Here is an 18657-nt window from a genome sequence, read left to right as displayed (position 1 = left end):
CCGGCCCGGAAGACCAGAAAAATCTGCTACATTACCATGCCGCCGTCCACGTGCAGTGTCTGGCCTGTCATATAGCCTGCCCCTTCACCCGCCAGGAATGTAACCACCTGCGCCACATCGGATGCAGACCCGAGTTTTCCAAGTGGAATCTGGCCGAGCATGGCTTCTTTCACATCCTCACTGAGCGCGTCAGTCATGTCCGTTTCAATAAATCCCGGTGCAACAGCATTTACCTGAATATTACGGTTCGCAAGCTCCCGTGCCATGGACTTTGTAAGCCCGATCACGCCAGCTTTACTCGCCACATAGTTTGCCTGCCCGGCATTACCGAGAACCCCTACGACAGAGGAAATGTTAATGATCCGGCCGTAGCGCTGCTTCATCATCTGGCGGGTCACGGCTTTTGAACAGTTAAACACGCCTTTGAGGTTGATATCAATGACAGATTCAAAATCTTCTTCTTTCATTCTCATGATCAGACCGTCTTTAGTAATCCCGGCATTGTTAACGAGGATTTCAAGAGAACCGAATTCAGCGAGAACGACTTTTACCATATCCTGAACGTCTTTGCCGTCAGCCACGTTTGCCTGAACTGTAATGGCTTTTACCCCATAACTTTCGCACTCTTTCGCTGTTTCAAGAGCACGGTCTTCGCGTCCGGCATAGTTAATCGCCACGTTTGCACCGTTTTTAGCAAGATGAATGGCAATTTCTCTTCCGATTCCTCTGGAGGCACCTGTAACAAGGGCATTTTGTCCTTCAAACTGCATTTATTTCCCCTCCTCTAATACTTTCAGTGCTGACTCGAGTGTTTCTTCGTCGAATACAGGAAGCACTTTGGCTCGGCGGTTGATTTTCTTAACAAGACCGCTGAGCACCTTGCCCGGTCCCGCTTCGATAAACGTATCCACACCTTCTGAATCAAGGGTGCGAATTGTATCCTCCCATAGGACAGGGGAATAGATCTGCTCGTATAGAAGCTGCTCGATCTCTTCTCCATCGTTTACCGGACGTGCGGTTACATTTGCAATGACCGGCATTTCAGGGTTTTGAAAAGACAGTTCTGCAAGCTTTTCTTTCATTTTTCCTGCCGCAGGTTTCATCAGTTCTGAATGAAACGGACCGCTTACATTCAAAGGAAGAACACGCTTGGCACCAGCTTCCTTAAGAGCAGCAGATGCTTCTTTTACACCTTCGGCAGATCCGGAAATTACAATCTGGCCGGGACAGTTATAGTTGGCTGCCTGGACAGAACCTGTTTCGGCGGATATTTTTTTGGTAATCGCATCCAGTTCATCCCGGTCCATTCCAAGGACCGCAGCCATCGTACCCTGCCCTTGAGGAACGGCTTCCTCCATGAGCTGGCCACGTGTGCGCACAGCGCGGCAGGCTTCAGTGAACGAGAGACTTCCGGCAGCGACAAGCGCCGAATATTCTCCAAGGCTGTGTCCTGCAGCGAAATCCGCTGATACACCCTTTTCCTTCAGCACTTCCCAAATGGCTATACTTGTTGTCAGCAGTGCAGGCTGTGTATTTTCTGTACGTCTGAGTGCCTCTTCGGTTCCTTCAAAGATCATGCTGGACAGTGAAAACCCGAGTGCTTCATCCGCTTCGGCAAATACCTTTTTCGCCTTCTCGAAGTTTTCAGCAAGTTCCTGACCCATACCTGTTTTCTGGGACCCCTGTCCCGGAAACAGAACAGCTGTTTTACCCATCTGCAAGTTCCCCCTTATCGGATCTGATCTCATCTGTAATCAGATCGACCACATTCTCATTATGCATCGTCCTTGCCTGCCGGACAGCACTGAAGATTCCTCTCGCATCCGACGATCCATGTGCTTTAATGACCGGTGCATTAAGGCCGAACAAGCCTGCGCCGCCGTATTCCGAATAGTCCAGCTTCATTTTAATCTGTTTGAAAGAGGGCTTGAGAACACCCGCTGCCAGTTTATTCTTTAATGAAGATGTCAGCTCCTCTTTCAGCAGAGAGAAGATGGAAAGAGCTGTACCTTCTATTGATTTAAGTACGAGGTTGCCGGAAAAACCGTCACATACGACAACATCGGCAGCGCCGTTCAGAAGATCCCTTGCTTCCACGTTACCGATAAAGTTAAGGTCTGTCTGCTGCAGCTGCTGATATACCTGCTTCGTCAGATCGTTCCCCTTCCCGGCTTCGCCTCCTACGTTAAGCAGACCTACCCGCGGTTTGGCCACTCCCCGTACTTTCTGCATATAAATGCTTCCCATCATTCCGTACTGCACCAGATGAGACGGCTTGGCATCCATATTTGCGCCTACATCGAGAAGGAGAAAGCCTTCTCCTCCCAGCGTCGGAAGCATCGGCGAGAGCGCCGGCCTCTCTATTCCCTTAATCCGGCCAACAACAAGCAGACCTGCTGTCATATAGGCCCCTGTGTTACCTGCTGAAATACACGCATCAGCCTGGCCGTCCTTGACTGCCTGAACAGCCCTGACCATGGAGGAATTCTTTTTCCTTCTCACCGCTCTTACAGGAGAGTCATCACTTGAAATTGTTTCATCGGTATGTTCGATTTCCACACGGTCTCCCTGTATTATGTACTGCTCTATTTGTTCTTTATCGCCAAATAGCGTAACCTTCAGATCGCTGTATTCCCGGAGTGCCTGCTCTACTCCTTCTATGATTGCCTGCGGGGCGTGGTCACCGCCCATGGCATCGATCGCAAGTTTCATTACCTTAACCTTCTTTCTCCTCTGAATGCTGTTGACGGAACATGGAAAATTCCCCGGTAAAAACGAGTTCCTGTCCTACGTGGCTGTTTACAGTCACAAAGGTGCGGTCTCCCTGGATCCCGGTAACAACCGCTTTTGCAACGACCCGCTCTCCCTGCCGGACCTGTCGTTTAAAAGACACACTCGATTTAGCGGTGAGAGCAAGTTCATCATCAATAACGGCAACCGCCAGGGAATTCCCCTGGGCAAAAAGATGATGTCCCCTTGCGATGCCGGTCCGCGTAAATACATGCTCCTCCCTGATATCAAGAATGGAGATCGCATATTTATCAAGCTCAAGATCGACCATCTCTCCGATGATCTCTTCCATCTGGAGCGCTTTGACAGTGTCATACTGCTGTCTTGCCACATCTTTAATCCGCTCTCTTACTTCAGGAATATTCAGTTCAAGTCTATCGAGCCTGATGGTCTGAACACTCACACCGAACGAGTCAGCCAGAGCATCATCCGTCACAAATGGATTTTTATCAATTTCCTGCCTCAGCCGGGGCTGACGGTCCTTTTTGGACATTTTCATTTCTGAATCACTTCCAGGCATAGTGTCTGTTAGACGGATTTTCCCCATGTTATATGACTAGGTACTAACAGTAGTATATAATTGCCGGATTCAGTTTTCAAGTAAAGAAATAAGTGCTTATTCCTGGTGTTGCCGCGGTTTATCGAAAGGTGTTTGCATTTTAGCAGCTGGGATCTGACACTTTCAGTCAAGCCGCTCCGTATCAAACACGCCTTCTTTTTCCAGCCAGAACCTCAGGGCTTCGTAGTCCTTTGAGTTCCAGAAGGCATCGGAATCCACGAGTTTTGCTGCGTCCTGCCTGGCTACTTCAAGAACCCGGTAGTCATGTACGAGATCTGCAACCTTGAATTCCGGAAGTCCGCTTTGTTTGCGGCCGAAAAAATCACCTGGTCCCCTAAGTTCCAGATCACGCTCCGATAGTTCGAATCCATCATTGGTTTCGGTCATCACCTGCATCCGTTCTTTCCCGTTATCAGATTTAGGATCGGCCAGAAGAATGCAGTACGACTGGTCGCTGCCTCTCCCGACACGCCCTCTGAGCTGGTGAAGCTGAGCAAGGCCAAAACGTTCCGCATCATAAATCACCATCAGTGTCGCATTGGGAACATTCACACCAACTTCCACCACTGTGGTGGAAACAAGAAGATGCACATGGTTTTCTGCGAAAGCTTTCATGACCTGGTCTTTCTCTTCGGCAGCGAGACGCCCGTGCATCAATCCGCACGAAAAGTCCGGCAGGGCTTCCGACAGCTTCACATGAATATCGATGGCATTTTGTACATCAAGTTTGTCCGACTCTTCAATAAGTGGGCAGATGACATACACCTGTCGGCCGGCACGAAGCTGCTTTTCCATAAATGCAAGTACCCGCCCAAACATATCCGGCTTGGCCCAGTAGGTTTCAATCGGTTTGCGCCCTTTGGGCATCTCATCGATAACAGATACATCCATATCACCAAATACGGAAATAGCAAGAGTCCGCGGGATCGGCGTGGCTGTCATGAACAGCACATCCGGGTAAAGACCCTTCTCTCGCAAAATTTTGCGCTGATTCACACCGAAACGATGCTGCTCATCTGTGATTACCAGACCGAGGTTTTTAAAATCCACCCCTTCCTGTATAAGCGCGTGGGTGCCGATTAAAATATCTGTCTCGCCATTTGCAAGAGATTCAAGTGTCTCTCTCCTCTCTTTGGCGCGGGCACTGCCAGACAGCAGACGGACTGTTATACCTTCAGGTTCCAGAAGGGATTTTAAGGATTCGCTGTGCTGCTCGGCCAAAATTTCAGTCGGTACCATCAGGGCCCCCTGGCTGCCCGCATTAACGGCTGCATAAAGGGCAATCGCAGCAACTACCGTTTTCCCGGACCCCACATCCCCCTGGAGGAGCCGGTTCATTCTGTATGGTGAAGAGAGATCCTTCAATATTTCCTGTTTTACTTTTTTCTGGGCTCCTGTAAGGGGAAAAGGCAGTTTTTCTGTAAAGGTCTGGACAGCGCCTTCGGAAAAACGCTTTCCTCTGCCTTCCTGCTGTTCCCTCTCCTGTTTACGAAAGGTCTGCATTTTAAGCTGAAATAAGAGGAGTTCTTCATAAATCATTCGTCTTCTTGCCTGTTTAAGGTTGCCGGATGACGATGGAAAGTGGAGCTGACGGATGGTTTCCTGCCGGTCCATCAATTTGTAGGCTTCGATCAGCTGTGCAGGAAGCGTTTCAGTCAGTTCGTGTCCGTATGTATCCATCGCTTCTTTAATCCACTTTTTTAATGTCGACATTTTCAAATCCCCTTTAAGGGGATAAACCGGCTCAAGCCCTTGTTCCTCTGTTTGTTTTTTTGCGGTCATCACAGCAGGTGAGAGCTGTGCACGGCTGCGGTCCCACTTTCCGGTGACTACCGCTTCCTCACCGAGAACAAATCTGGATTTAAGATAATGCTGATTAAAAAAAATCGCCTGAATAAGCAGTCCATCAACAAGAAGCCGGACTGTCAGCCGTGACTTCTTTTTCCCGTAAAAACGGAGAGCCGGCTCACTGTGTACGGTGCCCCTGACTGTCGCTCTCTCCTCATGGGCAATTTCATCAAGGGGCCTTATGGCGTAATCTTCATGGCGGAAAGGGAAGTGTTCTAGCAGATCACCGACTGTATGTATATTGAGAGAGGAGAGCAGCTCTGACGAGCGCTCTCCTACTCCATTCACGTGTATTACAGGCAGGTCCAGATTCAATGTCAGCGCGGCTTGCTACCGAATATTTCTTTTTGCAGGCGCCGGCCTGTCGGTGTCGCCGCTAGCCCCCCTTCAGCAGTTTCACGCAAGGCTGAAGGCATGGACTGGCCGATTCTGTACATGGCATCGATCACTTCGTCAGCCGGAATTCTGCTTTCAATACCCGCCAGAGCAAGGTCCGCCGATACGATCGCATTGGAAGCACCGGCAGCATTTCGCTTCACGCACGGGACCTCCACAAGGCCTGCAACCGGGTCACAGACAAGTCCAAGCATGTTTTTCAATGTAATTGCCATCGCTTCTGCACTCTGTTTGGGCGTTCCTCCTGCCATTTCCACAGCTGCTGCTGCTGCCATTCCTGCGGCGGACCCAACTTCTGCCTGACAGCCGCCGGCAGCACCGGATATAGAGGCGTTGTTTGCCACTACAAATCCGAAAGCCCCGCTCGTAAACAGAAATCGAATCATATCCTCCCGTTCCGGCTTCAGTTTATCCTTAAGGCTGAAAAGAACACCGGGTACGACCCCGGCAGAGCCAGCTGTCGGTGTGGCGCAGATGGTTCCCATGGCGGCGTTCACTTCGTTTGTGGCCATCGCCTTTGCCACAGCATCGAGCAGAAGAGGCCCCGCAAGCGTATCATTAGTCTGGATGTAGTTATAAAGCTTTTTGCCGTCTCCTCCAGTAAGGCCGGAAACAGACTTTACTTCTTCCTTGATTCCCCGCTCAACTGCCTGTTCCATGACCGTGAGGTTTTTATCCATCTGGGCAATGATTTCATCGCGGGTCCGGTTATGGATCTCCATCTCCTGCTCAATCATCACTTCGGAAATCGGTATGTTCCTTTTCTCTGTAATTTCAAGTAATTCCTTGACACTGTGAAACATCGGCCGTCCCTCCTAATCATGAATTTTGGTGACTTTTTCGATTGCGGAAAGGGAGCCGATTTTTTTGAGCAGCTCAGTACTGACGTTCTGGTCGACTTCAATGACCATCAGAGCCTCTTTCCCTTTATCTTTTCTTGACACTTCCATGTGTCCGATGTTAATTTCTTCTTCTGCAAGGGCCGCGGCAACGGATGCAATTGCACCATAGCGGTCATTGTGAACGACGAGAATGGCGGGGTGATTCCCGCTCAGCCTCAGCTTGAACCCATCTAATTCTTTCACTTCCACTTTTCCGCCTCCAATGGAAATCCCTACGAGTTCCATACGGTCGTCCCCTTTACCGAGCCGGATTCTAACCGTATTCGGATGATCATGATCGTCTTTTTCCTCAATGAAAGTGACTTTCATGCCTTTTTCTTCGGCCATCTTTAATGCGTCGGGAATCCGGGGATCGTCTGTATCAAATCCCAGTATGCCCCCGACGAGCGCTACATCTGTTCCGTGACCCTGGTAAGTTTTTGCAAAAGAACCATATAGATGAATATCAGCCCATTCAGGCTGCGTCTGAAAAAGATGGCGGGCCACAAGCCCGATCCGGGCAGCCCCTGCAGTATGTGAACTTGACGGTCCTACCATAACCGGACCGATAATATCAAAGACACTGCGGAATTTCATGTGTCTCTCCTCCTCTGCCATGTGATGCCGGACAGGCCGGGGACCACACGTTCTCTTAACCATTCCTGTCTATCGTAACAAATCCCGGCGAAAATCACTACGTTCGTTTTCTGGAAACGTTCTCAATATACCCGCGCATAAAAAAATCCTCCCCTTTAACAGGCAGGATTTTTTCAGTTAATTTACTTTCATAACAGATAAGGAAATGGTTCCCGGCCCTACATGGGCACCGATTACCGGTCCAATTGTCGTAATGACTGTACTTTGAACGTTTAAATGTTCCTCTGCTTTTGACGCGAGTTCCTCAGCCGCTTCTCTGGCAAGAGCATGTGACAGTCCAATTTGAACAGGGTCATTTCCAAACTGTTTTTCCAGCTCACTGATCATTTTAGCTGCGGCTTTTTTGGAGCCGCGGGCCTTATCAGCCGGGTAGACCTCCCCTTCATCGTTAAGGGAAAGAATCGGTTTAATTTTAAGCAGGGAGCCGAGCATGGCAGAAGCCTTCCCGATCCGTCCGTTCTTTTCAAGGAATTCGAGTGTATCGACCATGAAGTAAACCGTAGTATCTTCAAGCAGGACATCGAGCCTGGCAAGGCATTCTTCTTTTCCCGCGCCGTTGGCGGCCATCTGAGCAATTTCCGCCACAATGATGCCGATCGCATACGATGCTTTCCGGGAATCGATGACGGTGACATCCACCTGCCCTTCCAGTTCTCCGGAAGCAATCACGGCTGACTGATACGTTCCGCTCAGGCGGGAAGAAAGATGAATGGAAATAATAGATGTATCTTCATCCGCCAGTGACCGGTACTGTTCTTCAAACTGAAAAGGGGTCGGCTGGGACGTGCTTGGCATGCGATCCGTCTCACCCAGTTTCTGATAAAACTCATCCGGAGTGAGATCCACTCCATCTTCAAACGTTTCATTACCGAAATGTACCTTCAGCGGAACGACCGTAATGTTGAGTTCATCGATCAGTTCCTGAGGAAGATCCGCCGTTGAATCTGTAACAACCTTCACGTTTCCCATACGATCAGCCCCCGATTTTTTTATTCTACTGAGATAATATAAGAGTAGAGCGGCTGGTTCCCTTTATGAACCTCAACTTCTACATCTTCATAATTATCTTCAAGGAAAGAAGCCAGTTCCTGTGCTTCTTCCTCATTCCGGTCTTCTCCCATAATCACCGTCACAATTTCGCTATTATCATCAACCATTTTTGTGAGCAGTTCTTTTGCAACTTCCTGAACAGAAGGTCCTGTTGTAATAATCTTTTTCCCTTCAATGCCCATAAAGTCACCTTTTTTTATTTCTGTTCCGTTCAGGCTCGTATCACGGACAGCATAAGTTACTTCACCTGTCTTTACGTCGGCCATCGCTTCCGTCATCGCTTCCTGATTTTCCTCAAGAGAATCTGAAGGATTAAAAGCGAGAAGTGCTGCAAGACCCTGCGGAACGGATTTGGATGCCACTACCACAACGTCTTCTTCCACTACGTCGTTTGCCTGCTGCGCAGCCATAATGATGTTGGAGTTGTTCGGAAGCAGGATCACTTTTTCAGCATTTGCTTCTCTGATTGCTTTGACAAAATCCTCTGTGGACGGATTCATTGTCTGACCGCCCTGGATGACTCCGCCGGCACCGAGACCTTCAAACAGAGATGCAATACCGTCACCCATAGCAACAGTAATGACAGCGTATTCCTGTTTTCCTGCCGGTTTATTGGCTCCTCCACCGCTGCGATCCTGCTTTTTCATCTCATCTTCCAGAATCGTTGTGTGCTGTTCACGCATATTCTCAATTTTCACGTGGGTAAGTCCGCCGTATTTCTGGGCTTCCGTAATTACATGTCCCGGATGTTCCGCATGAATATGAATTTTAAGAAGGTCCTCATCGGATACAACAAGAAGAGAATCACCATATTCGCTCAGTTTGTTACGGAACGCATCCTCGTTGTAAGGGTTTTCATTCATTTTCTCCTCTTCGAACCGGACCATCACTTCGGTACAGTAGCCGAATTCAATGTCTTCAGTCGACATATGACTCTGGGCTGACTGATGGTGTTCAACTTTAACAAGCTCATCGAGGGATGGACTTTCCTGAATGTCTGATGTGGCTTTTTCCCCTTTAAGAACAGCAAGAAAACCTTCGTAAATCGTCACCAGACCCTGTCCGCCGGAATCAACAACGCCGACTTCCTTCAGCACCGGGAGAAGATCAGGCGTGCGTTTAAGAGAGGCTTTCGCTTCATCCAGAACATCGCTCATCACTTCAATCACGTCTTCTGACGCCTCTGCCGACTTCTGTCCCTTTCGGGCTGCATCTTTGGCTACCGTGAGAATGGTGCCTTCAACGGGCTTCATTACGGCCTTATATGCCATGTCCACACCATATTCGAATGCGGCGCTCAAATCCTTTGCCGAAATGGTCTCTTTCCCTTCAACGGATTTTGAAAACCCGCGGAAAAGCTGGGATAGAATGACGCCGGAATTCCCCCGGGCTCCCATGAGAAGTCCTTTCGCAAATGCACCTGCCACTTTACCGACGTGATCTTCCTGGGAAGCACGAACTTCCTTCACACCGGAAGTGATCGTCAGGTTCATATTCGTACCTGTATCCCCGTCCGGAACAGGAAACACATTCAGGGCATCGATTGCCTTCGAATTGTTTGACAGGTTGTTCGCACCTTCAAGCACCATCTGGGCAAACTTTTTTCCTTCAATCGCTTGGTTACTCACTGACGTTCCTCCTTACTCTGACCTATGGATTGGTTACCCGTACACCTTGTACGAAAATGTTGACAGAATCCACGACCAGTCCGAGCATCTGCTCAAGCTGATACTTTACTTTGGACTGCACATTATGGGCAACTTCAGAGATTTTTGTGCCATAGCTTACAATTATGTACATATCAATCTGCACTTCATCATTCTCTTCGCGAATGACGACACCTCTGCTCAGATTTTCTTTACCCAAAAGGTCTGTAATACCGTCTTTCAGCTGCTTTTGTGAAGCCATTCCGACAATGCCGTAACAATCAATCGCTGCACCGCCTGCGATCACAGCCACTACATCTCTTGATACATCAATGTTTCCGTAATTTGTCTTCATTTCAATCGTCATGCCAAAAGCCTCCTTTTGGTTTTGCCATACAGGCTATCGCCATTTTACTATACTCTTCAACATATTGAAAGAAAACCCTGCAAATTCTCCTCTTTACGGCCATTTTCCTTTCATTTCCTCACCTGTCTCCTCTTCCTGGTAAAGGTGTAAAGAGAATTTCCTTGATAAACCTCAATTGAACACTTGAATTATAAAAAACCGTATGCTAAGATTTATTAGTATTTATAGCAGATGAAACTGACTGTGGTTTGTTTTCATGAAGGAGGGAAAGTCTATGTCACGTAAATGTGTAATCACCGGTCGCGGACCAAGCTCCGGTAACAAACGCTCACACGCTTTGAACGCAACGAAGCGCCGCTGGGGTGCTAACGTACAAAAAGTACGGATCCTCGTTAACGGGAAGCCAAAGCGCGTATACGTATCCGCTAAAGCGTTGAAATCCGGAAAAGTTCAACGCGTATAATGAAATTGACAAAACCCGGGTTTTCCCGGGTTTTTGAAATCTCATATATGCGTACATACAAAAAAACGGTGCCTTCCAAGGCGCCGTTTTTTCGTATGGTCTGTATAAAGTCCGATAAGAGAATGCGGGTTCAAAAAGGAGGATTTCCGCACTCAGGCAGTGTTCCTCCGTCCTTCTTGAACTGTGTTACACTGCATAAAGCCTACCCCTTCTTAAACGTTCCCAGCATCGCCCGGATCACACCGCCTAAAAATTTGGGCAGTTTAATGGTATAGAATTTCATAGTTCCCCCTCCTTGATTGAGTTCCCGCCTTATCTGTTATCAGTGATAAAAGAATGGAAAATGACGTGCTCCGTTATTACAAGTATATTCAGCCTCCGGAAAATAGTACCCCTTTTTTACCTGTCGCCTGTCTCCAGAACAAGCAGAAGACCCTCTTTAAAAACAAGCGTTCCGAGCGCTTCGTGAATTTCATTGCTGACGCCTCTGCTCGTACCTGCCTTGAGATCAAGGTCTATTGCATTATATTTAAATCCGGTGAGGGTTATGCCCCGGACATCAGACGTAAATGGAATAAGAGACACATATGGCATCTCTGAACGGATTTCATATGTCCCGGGACTAAGCAGTCTCACCCGGTTCTGACGGTCTGCAAGGATCATATTTTTTTCAGAGCCTACCCCTATGAGCAGCATCTGTACATTTGCAAGCAGGTGATCAAGCCTTCCTCCTGTAGCTCCATAAATCCATACACTGCCTTCGCCTTCGGTACTGAGAGCCCAGTTGAGCGCGAGCTCCAGATCGGTTTCATCCTTTTGCTCCTGAAATACGTGAAAGTCCGCTTCCGACCGGTTCAACCACTCCCGTTCTTCCTCCGTAACCGAATCAAAATCGCCAAAGGCATGAGCAGGTGTAATTCCTGCTTTTAAAAGGGCATGCACGCCTCTGTCAACCCCTGCCCATACTGCATGTCTGTGATGGTCTCGCAGTTCATTGAAATCAGGAACCAGTTCAGGAGGCCCCCCTGCCACGATTACGATATCCATACGTTTTCCTCCAATAGAACAGCATTTGTCCATATAGTATCACGGGAAAAAAAGACGCCTTAAAAGGAAGCACTCCTTTAAGACGTTTGCAGTAGTATCAGCCTCTGATCTGTTCGATGGCTTTTTTCCGGTCGGGACGGCCGTAGACAGCCGAACCTGCTACAAGCACGTTGGCACCTGCTTCTACACAGAGACGAGCCGTTTCCGGATTCACCCCTCCGTCGATTTCAATATCCATATCAGGACGCCCTGCTTCGTCACACATCTGCTTAACTTTTCTGATTTTCGGTACAACTGATTCTATAAACGACTGGCCCCCAAAGCCCGGATTTACTGTCATTAAAAGGATCAGATCCACATCGGTAATCACATGTTCAATCGCCTGAACCGGCGTTGCCGGGTTCAGAACCACGCCTGGTTTTGCGCCGTGCTCACGAATCATATGTACAGTCCTGTGAAGATGAGGGCATGCTTCCACGTGCACGGAAATAATATCTGCTCCTGCTTTTGCAAAGTCCGGAATGTACCGGTCGGGATTTTCGATCATGAGATGCACATCGAGAGGAAGCTCCGTCACTGGTCTCACTGCATTTACTATCAGTGGACCGATTGTAATATTAGGGACGAAGTGCCCGTCCATCACATCAATGTGAATGTAATCCGCCCCGCCCTGTTCGACATCCTTAATTTCGCTGCCGAGACTGGCAAAGTCTGCTGACAGAATGGATGGTGCTATTTTTATCATCGGTCAGTACCTCCGCTTCTGATTTTGAATTTCCTGCATGAACTGAACGTAATGCTTATATCGTGATGGTGCTATCTCTCCTTCATTTAACGATTCTTTCACAGCGCAGGAAGGTTCGTTAATGTGGGTGCACTGTCGGAATCGGCAGTCCTCTGACCGCTCTCTCATTTCCGGAAAACAGAGTGCGAGCGTCTCAGGAGAGACACCCTGAAAATCAAGTGAACTGAATCCCGGTGTATCAGCAACATAGCCGGTATCAACCGGGATCAGCTCCACGTGGCGGGTTGTGTGCTTGCCCCGTCCGAGGCTTTTGGAGATCTGATTTGTTTCCAGGTTAAGCTCCGGCTTTAAGGCATTCAGGAGCGATGATTTCCCAACACCTGACTGACCGGCAAAAACAGACACCCGCTCGCGGAGATAGGGCCTGAGAAGTTCAATTGTCTCATCCACATAAATGGACGTGCTGAGCACCTCGTAGCCCGCGTTTCTGTAAAGCGTTTCCACCTCTGCCAGCGCTTCCTCTGTCTCTTCATCCAGAAGATCTATTTTTGACAGACAGATAACCGGTTCAATGTCATTCGCTTCCACATGAACGAGAAATTTATCAAGCAGGTGAGGACTGAAATCCGGCTCCTGTGCCGAAAAAACCAGTACAGCCTGCTCCACGTTCGCTATAGGCGGACGTACAAGTTTATTTTTACGATCGTGAACTTCAAGTACGTACCCATCGGTTGCGTTCTCGGCTTCGAAAGTCACCCGGTCACCTACAAGAGGTGTTATTTTTCTTTTCCTGAAATTCCCTCTACCCCTGCACTGAAAAATACCATCTTCATTTTCAACGTAATAAAAGCCACTCAAGGCTTTAATAATCCGGCCTTCTGCCATGCAAACCTCCCAGATTTGAGACCCTACCCGTCATTCTGATAGTTTCTTACTTCATCGTAAGTGTAATCAAATGGGCTGCCTTCAATCTCATGATCGTCCTGATAAATAAACAAGTATGCCACATCGTCTTCGGTTTCAAGTGTTACCGGTATTCTGAACGTTTCTTCTTCGGTAATTGTTTCTTCCAGTACCGTCTCTGCCTCGTCACCAGTGGTGGAATCGGTCCTTGCAATGCGGATCTCATATTCCTCCCCTTCTCCTGCGTCTGAAGGCATCTGAATCGTAATCGGCACGGAGGCTGAAACCGGCGGCGTTTCTTCTTCCTCTTCTTCCTGGCCGTTTTCATCATTCCCGGCGCCGTTTTCATCTTCTTCCGGTTCATCGGGCTCCGGTTCCGGTCCTCTGGAAAACACAATCGTTACCTCTGTTCCTTCTTCAAGTTCGGTGCCGAATCCAGGATTGTGTCTGATGACTCTTCCGTCCGGGACGGTGCTGCTGTATTCATCCGTAAATTCAGTGTGAAGATAATCGTGACTGCTCAGATAATTTACCACTTCTTCCCGGGACAGCCCGACCAGATTGCTCATAGTTTCCACCGGACGTTCACTAATGGTCAAAATCAGTTCTGTTTGTCCGGGAACAATCATTTCCCCCGGCTGCGGGGACTGCCTGATCACAGTCTCATCATCAGCTTCTGTATTTATTTCTGTTTCCACCTGAACGTCCTCATAACGGCTCAGCTCCTCCTCAATTGACGAGAAGGCCAATCCGGTATAGTCTTCCATCGGCTCGCCCTCAGGACCGTCACTGATCCTGAGTGTTACCAGAGTATCCACCTTCACGGTTCTGCCTGCCTGAGGATTATGACTGACAACCGTCCCTTCTTCCATTTCATCATGAGTCACACTTTCCTCGTTTACCCGAAGTTCAAGTTCCTCAAGCTCTTCGACTGCTTCCTCGGCATTCATGCCGATCAGGTAATCGGGTATGGTGACTTCATCAACATGCAGCCACCTCGGGATCCACGTGAAAGCCAGATAAACAGCCCCAATCAGGAAAATCAGGAAAAAAATACCGCCTGTGAGCCATTTTTTCCAGCCTTTTTTATCAGGATCAGCCTGGCTCCCGGTTTTCTTGCTGCTTCCGGCAGAAACAAGCGGAGTTCCGGCGACCATGGTTTCTTCAGGTGCTTTGCGTTCTGCTTCAGCAGGCTCTCTTACAGGTGTAAGAGCTTTGGTATGATCATCTGCCAGATACCCCGGGACAAACATCTTTTCATTCAGGCGGGATGGACTGAGAACCGTTTCGAGATCCTCTTCCATGCTGCCTGCAGTGGTATAACGTTCATCCGGACTTTTCGCGGTCGCTTTAATGATGACATTTTCAACACTCTGTGGAATGTGCGGGTATTTATCCCTGATTGAAGGCAGCGGTGTCTGAATATGCTTGATTGCAACAGATACAGCCGTATCGCCGTTAAACGGCACTTCGCCGGCAATCATCTCGTAAAAGACAATACCCAGGGAATAGATATCCGATTTATATGTGACATGACCACCTCTCGCCTGTTCAGGTGAAAGATAGTGCACAGATCCAAGAATGGAGTTCGTATGGGTAATCGTGGCTTCACTGATCGCCCTGGCAATGCCGAAATCTGTGATCTTTGCCTCTCCGTCAGGTCCGATCAATATGTTATGTGGCTTGATATCTCTGTGAATAATCCGGTTTGCATGAGCATGTGCAATGGCAGAGGCTACGGCTCTCATTATGGTAACCGCTTCGTCCGTCTTCAGCCCGTTCTGCTGCTGAATGTATTCTTTCAGCGTTGGGCCTTCCACATATTCCATCACAAGGTAATAAAGGCCGTTCTCTTCTCCCACATCGAACAAGTTCACCACATTCGGATGAGCAAGACTGGAGGCTGCTTCAGCTTCCCGGTGAAAACGGCGGATAAAATCATCATCTTTTGAAAACTGATCCTTTAGAACTTTAACAGCCACATCCCTGTCAAGAATCACATCGTGGGCAAGGTACACATCAGCCATCCCGCCCCCGCCGATCCGGTCAAGGATTTTATAGCGCTCATTTATTCGTTTACCGATCATTGTTCACCGCCGCCTTTTTCTGTCCCGTTCAGGCGGACAATGGCAATAGTCACGTTATCCTCTCCGCCGCGGTCGTTGGCTAGTCGGATGAGTGAATCAGCTATGCCGGCGAGATCCTGTTCTTTATTAAGCTCGAGGTGAATTTCATCACCGGGCACCTTGTCTGTAAGCCCATCCGTACAGAGGAGCAGATAAGATCCCGGATCCCAGTTGATTGTCTTTGTATCTATCTTCACATCAACTTCAGTGCCAAGCGCTCTTAACACGACATTCCGGCGGGGATGATGCATGGCCTCGTCTTCTGTAATCTGCCCTGAGCGCACAAGCTCCCCAACAAGGGAATGGTCGGATGTGAGCTGACTGAATCCCCCATTGTCATCGTTCTCTTTAAGATAAATCCTCGAATCTCCCACGTGCGCAGTGGTGACAAACTGATTCGTACACATGGCTGCCACTACAGTCGTCCCCATCCCCTGGCACTCCGGGTTTCCTGAGGCATGCTCATAAAGCTCCCCGTTCACTTCACGGACACTGGCTTCAAGCCACTGCTCTGCTTCCAGGGGCGTACGGAACACTGCGGCTTTCTTCCACTTGTCAATCAGTGACTCTTTCGTCATCCGGCTGGCAACATCTCCTGCCTGATGGCCTCCCATTCCGTCAGCCACGATAACGAAAAGCTGACCGTCGCTGTTCCAGGCATAGGCCCCGTCATCTTCATTGTGGGCTCGGATCTGTCCCACATCTGTTTTTAATACAGCATCCATCTTACTGATCCCCTCATTTCTTTCTCCCTTCCCTGAACTGGAAGGCTCCCTCACACCATAAGTGTTTTGCAGTAAGCTATAATAATCTCCGATCAGACAAATCTGATGAGTATAAATTTCTGTGTGGAGCAGCCTAAATCCTTCTAGCAGCTGCTCATTTTGGTGAAAGCATGAATATAAAACCCATCTGTCCCAAAGTCATCCGGGAACAGTTCAAGTTCCGCACCGCTTTTGCAGACTTGCTGAAGTTTCTCGGGCAGCCGGTCACGCATGCCTTCGTCCGGGCGGGCATCCGGAGTTTTTTCAAGGAATGAGGCGGCAATTGTGCTGTTTTCATCACGATCAACGGTGCACGTACTGTACACAAGTGTGCCGCCAGGACGGAGCAGCGGCCAGACGGCCTGTAAAATATCGAGCTGAATCTTACCTAGACGGACCGTATCTGCTGCAGATTTTGTCCATTTCAAATCCGGTTTTCTTTTTATTACACCAAGCCCCGAGCAGGGGGCATCTACCAGTATCCGGTCAAAGGAGGCCTCCTCAAATACTTCCCCTGCTTTTCTGGCATCCAGCACCTTGGCGTTGATCAGGTCCAGGTCAAGCCGATTTTTCTGTTCATTGATCAGTGCAGCTTTATGCTGGTGAATATCAAGTGCTTCAAGCCTGCCGATGTTATTCATCGTTTCGGCAATGTGAGCAGTTTTACCGCCTGGCGCGGCACAGGAATCCATTACTGCTTCTCCCTGTTCTGCACCGAGAGCGTATCCTGCAAGCATGGAACTTTCATCCTGAATCGACAGGTAACCTTCTTTGAAGGCACGTGATTTGGCTATGGCTCCTTTTTTTACGATCACACCATCCGGTATGATGGTGCTTTTCTCTGCCTCATAACCATCTTCTTCCAGTAGGGCGACTGCTTCTTCCACAGTTACTTTCGTCCGGTTCACTCTTGCTGTCTGTTTCGGATGTTCAAGATTTGCTCGGCAGATCCTGGCCGCTCTTTCTTCTCCGAACTGCTCCGTCCAGCGGGAAACAAGCCATTCGGGGTGACTGTACTTAACCGCCATTCTCTCAATTGGGTCATTTATGCTGTCAGGATCCGGAAGACCTTCACGCTGCAGGGAACGGAGAACGCCGTTAACCATACCGGAAATCCCTTTATGGCCCCGTTTCTTGGCAATCTGCACAGCTTCATAAAAAGCGGCACGCTCAGGAACGCGATCAAGATAAACGGTCTGATACACAGTCAGTCTAAGCAGAAGACGGACCCAGTCATCCAGCTTGCCGAGCGGTTTTTTCACAAACGGACTGAGATAGAAATCAAGCGTTTTCTGGTGCTGAATAGTGCCGTAAACGATTTCGGTGAACAGTCCTGTATCTCTTGGGGCGAGGTTGTGTGTGTTAATTGTCTGATTCAATAAAAGATGGCTGTATGCCTGATTTTTTTCCACTTTCAGCAGAACATCAAGAGCCGCTTCTCTGACATTACTTTTCGTCATTGGTCTGCCCTACTTTCATACCGGGTTCAAGCTTACTTCCGGCCCCGCGGAAAAATGTGGCCGCGTCCATTCTTTTCTTTCCTGCCGGCTGAAGATCTGTAAGTTTAACCCCTTTACGGTCACCGGCCACCACGGTAATGCCGGTTTCATCAATGGCGGCAATTGTGCCAGGTTCCCCGTCGTAATCCCCGTCTGCTTTTTCTGCCCACCAAACTTTCAGGCGGGCACCGCCCACCACCGTATAGGCTACCGGCCATGGGTGCAGACCCCGCACGAGGTTGAACACAGCTCCGGCGTCCTTGTTCCAGTTAATCCGTTCCATTTCCTTTGTAATATTCGGTGCATAGGTCACAAGTTTCTCATCCTGCGGCCGGGCTGTTACCGTTCCCTGTTCAATAGCAGGAAGTGTATCCTTCAGAAGCGAGGCACCAAGCTCCGACAGACGTTCAAACAGACTGCCTGTGGAATCATCCTCACTGATCGGGATGGAAGACTGGGACAGGATATCACCGGCATCAAGAGCTTCGACCATGTACATAATCGTGATTCCCGTTTCTTTTTCACCGTCGATAACCGCTTTATGTATTGGTGCACCGCCGCGGTACTTCGGCAGGAGGGAAGCATGAACATTTACGCAGCCGAGAGGAGGCACATCAAGCAGGCCTTTCGGTAGGATCTGGCCAAATGCTGCGGTTACAATCAGATCAGGGGCAAGTGAGGCTACTTTCTGCCATTCTTCATCCATTCTGATTTTTTCCGGCTGCAGAACGGGCAGACTGTGCTTCAGCGCTTCCTCTTTTACCGGTGGTGGTGTGAGTGTCCGTTTGCGGCCTTTCGGGCGGTCCGGCTGTGTGACGACCGCCTGGATATCATAATTCTCTTCGATAAGCATGCGAAGAACCGGTACAGCAAAGTCCGGTGTTCCCATAAAGACAATTTTCATATGAAACGCTCC

19 protein-coding genes are annotated in these 18657 nt (G+C 49.0%); 1 reads left to right on the top strand and 18 read right to left on the bottom strand.

Going from position 1 to position 18657, the window contains the following annotated elements:
- Nucleotides 1-26: 26 nt before the first annotated feature.
- The 10 genes from fabG to CR205_RS05120 form a co-directional block, all read right to left on the bottom strand.
- Complete coding sequence (gene fabG, locus CR205_RS05165) at nt 27-770, bottom strand: 3-oxoacyl-[acyl-carrier-protein] reductase (RefSeq protein WP_110517610.1); 744 nt, start codon at nt 768-770, stop codon at nt 27-29.
- Complete coding sequence (gene fabD, locus CR205_RS05160) at nt 771-1715, bottom strand: ACP S-malonyltransferase (protein ID WP_110517608.1); 945 nt, start codon at nt 1713-1715, stop codon at nt 771-773.
- A complete protein-coding gene (gene plsX / locus CR205_RS05155) occupies nt 1708-2712 on the bottom strand; it encodes a phosphate acyltransferase PlsX (RefSeq protein WP_110517606.1) in 1005 nt (334 codons plus the stop codon). The genes fabD and plsX overlap by 8 nt, the downstream gene beginning before the upstream one ends.
- Before the next feature lie 4 nt (nt 2713-2716).
- Nucleotides 2717-3289, bottom strand: coding sequence for a transcription factor FapR (gene fapR / locus CR205_RS05150; RefSeq protein ID WP_110517604.1), 573 nt, complete (start codon nt 3287-3289; stop codon nt 2717-2719).
- A gap of 183 nt (nt 3290-3472) precedes the next feature.
- Complete coding sequence (gene recG, locus CR205_RS05145) at nt 3473-5518, bottom strand: ATP-dependent DNA helicase RecG (RefSeq protein WP_110517602.1); 2046 nt, start codon at nt 5516-5518, stop codon at nt 3473-3475.
- Entirely contained in the window at nt 5515-6396 is an 882-nt protein-coding gene (gene sdaAA / locus CR205_RS05140) for an L-serine ammonia-lyase, iron-sulfur-dependent, subunit alpha (protein ID WP_110517600.1), read from the bottom strand. Before sdaAA ends, recG begins: the two co-directional genes overlap by 4 nt.
- A gap of 12 nt (nt 6397-6408) precedes the next feature.
- Nucleotides 6409-7071: an L-serine ammonia-lyase, iron-sulfur-dependent subunit beta gene (gene sdaAB / locus CR205_RS05135; protein ID WP_110517598.1), complete on the bottom strand. Its 663-nt coding sequence runs from the start codon at nt 7069-7071 to the stop codon at nt 6409-6411.
- 177 nt (nt 7072-7248) lie between these two features.
- The gene (locus CR205_RS05130; protein WP_110517596.1) at nt 7249-8100 is read right to left on the bottom strand and encodes a DegV family protein; all 852 of its coding nucleotides are present in this window, start codon (nt 8098-8100) and stop codon (nt 7249-7251) included.
- A 20-nt stretch (nt 8101-8120) separates the two neighbouring features.
- Nucleotides 8121-9809 (bottom strand): DAK2 domain-containing protein, encoded by a 1689-nt coding sequence (locus CR205_RS05125; RefSeq protein ID WP_110517594.1) that lies wholly within the window; start codon nt 9807-9809, stop codon nt 8121-8123.
- A gap of 22 nt (nt 9810-9831) precedes the next feature.
- Entirely contained in the window at nt 9832-10194 is a 363-nt protein-coding gene (locus CR205_RS05120; RefSeq protein ID WP_110517592.1) for an Asp23/Gls24 family envelope stress response protein, read from the bottom strand.
- 274 nt (nt 10195-10468) lie between these two features.
- On the opposite strand from CR205_RS05120, the gene rpmB reads away from it, so the two are divergent.
- Nucleotides 10469-10657 (top strand): 50S ribosomal protein L28, encoded by a 189-nt coding sequence (rpmB, locus tag CR205_RS05115; protein WP_110517590.1) that lies wholly within the window; start codon nt 10469-10471, stop codon nt 10655-10657.
- Between the two features lie 202 nt (nt 10658-10859).
- Here the strand turns inward: rpmB and spoVM are convergent, their stop codons facing one another.
- The 8 genes from spoVM to fmt form a co-directional block, all read right to left on the bottom strand.
- On the bottom strand, nt 10860-10940 hold the full coding sequence (spoVM, locus tag CR205_RS05110; protein WP_110517588.1) for a stage V sporulation protein SpoVM: 81 nt from the start codon (nt 10938-10940) through the stop codon (nt 10860-10862).
- 116 nt (nt 10941-11056) lie between these two features.
- Complete coding sequence (locus CR205_RS05105) at nt 11057-11704, bottom strand: thiamine diphosphokinase (RefSeq protein WP_142669862.1); 648 nt, start codon at nt 11702-11704, stop codon at nt 11057-11059.
- A 97-nt stretch (nt 11705-11801) separates the two neighbouring features.
- Nucleotides 11802-12449 carry a ribulose-phosphate 3-epimerase gene (gene rpe / locus CR205_RS05100; RefSeq protein ID WP_110517584.1) on the bottom strand — a complete coding sequence of 216 codons (648 nt, stop codon included), beginning with the start codon at nt 12447-12449 and terminating at the stop codon, nt 11802-11804.
- A gap of 3 nt (nt 12450-12452) precedes the next feature.
- Nucleotides 12453-13334, bottom strand: coding sequence for a ribosome small subunit-dependent GTPase A (gene rsgA / locus CR205_RS05095; protein WP_110517581.1), 882 nt, complete (start codon nt 13332-13334; stop codon nt 12453-12455).
- A 23-nt stretch (nt 13335-13357) separates the two neighbouring features.
- Complete coding sequence (gene pknB, locus CR205_RS05090) at nt 13358-15439, bottom strand: Stk1 family PASTA domain-containing Ser/Thr kinase (protein ID WP_110517579.1); 2082 nt, start codon at nt 15437-15439, stop codon at nt 13358-13360.
- Nucleotides 15436-16203 carry a Stp1/IreP family PP2C-type Ser/Thr phosphatase gene (locus CR205_RS05085; protein ID WP_110517577.1) on the bottom strand — a complete coding sequence of 256 codons (768 nt, stop codon included), beginning with the start codon at nt 16201-16203 and terminating at the stop codon, nt 15436-15438. Before CR205_RS05085 ends, pknB begins: the two co-directional genes overlap by 4 nt.
- A 143-nt stretch (nt 16204-16346) precedes the next feature.
- Entirely contained in the window at nt 16347-17702 is a 1356-nt protein-coding gene (gene rsmB, locus CR205_RS05080) for a 16S rRNA (cytosine(967)-C(5))-methyltransferase RsmB (protein WP_110517575.1), read from the bottom strand.
- Complete coding sequence (gene fmt / locus CR205_RS05075; protein ID WP_110517573.1) at nt 17689-18645, bottom strand: methionyl-tRNA formyltransferase; 957 nt, start codon at nt 18643-18645, stop codon at nt 17689-17691. The genes rsmB and fmt overlap by 14 nt, the downstream gene beginning before the upstream one ends.
- Nucleotides 18646-18657 lie beyond the last annotated feature (12 nt).

Source organism: Alteribacter lacisalsi, from assembly GCF_003226345.1.
Lineage (GTDB): Bacteria > Bacillota > Bacilli > Bacillales > Salisediminibacteriaceae > Alteribacter > Alteribacter lacisalsi.
Note: the sequence above shows the minus strand (reverse complement) of the source record. Positions and strands in the feature narration are given on the sequence as shown.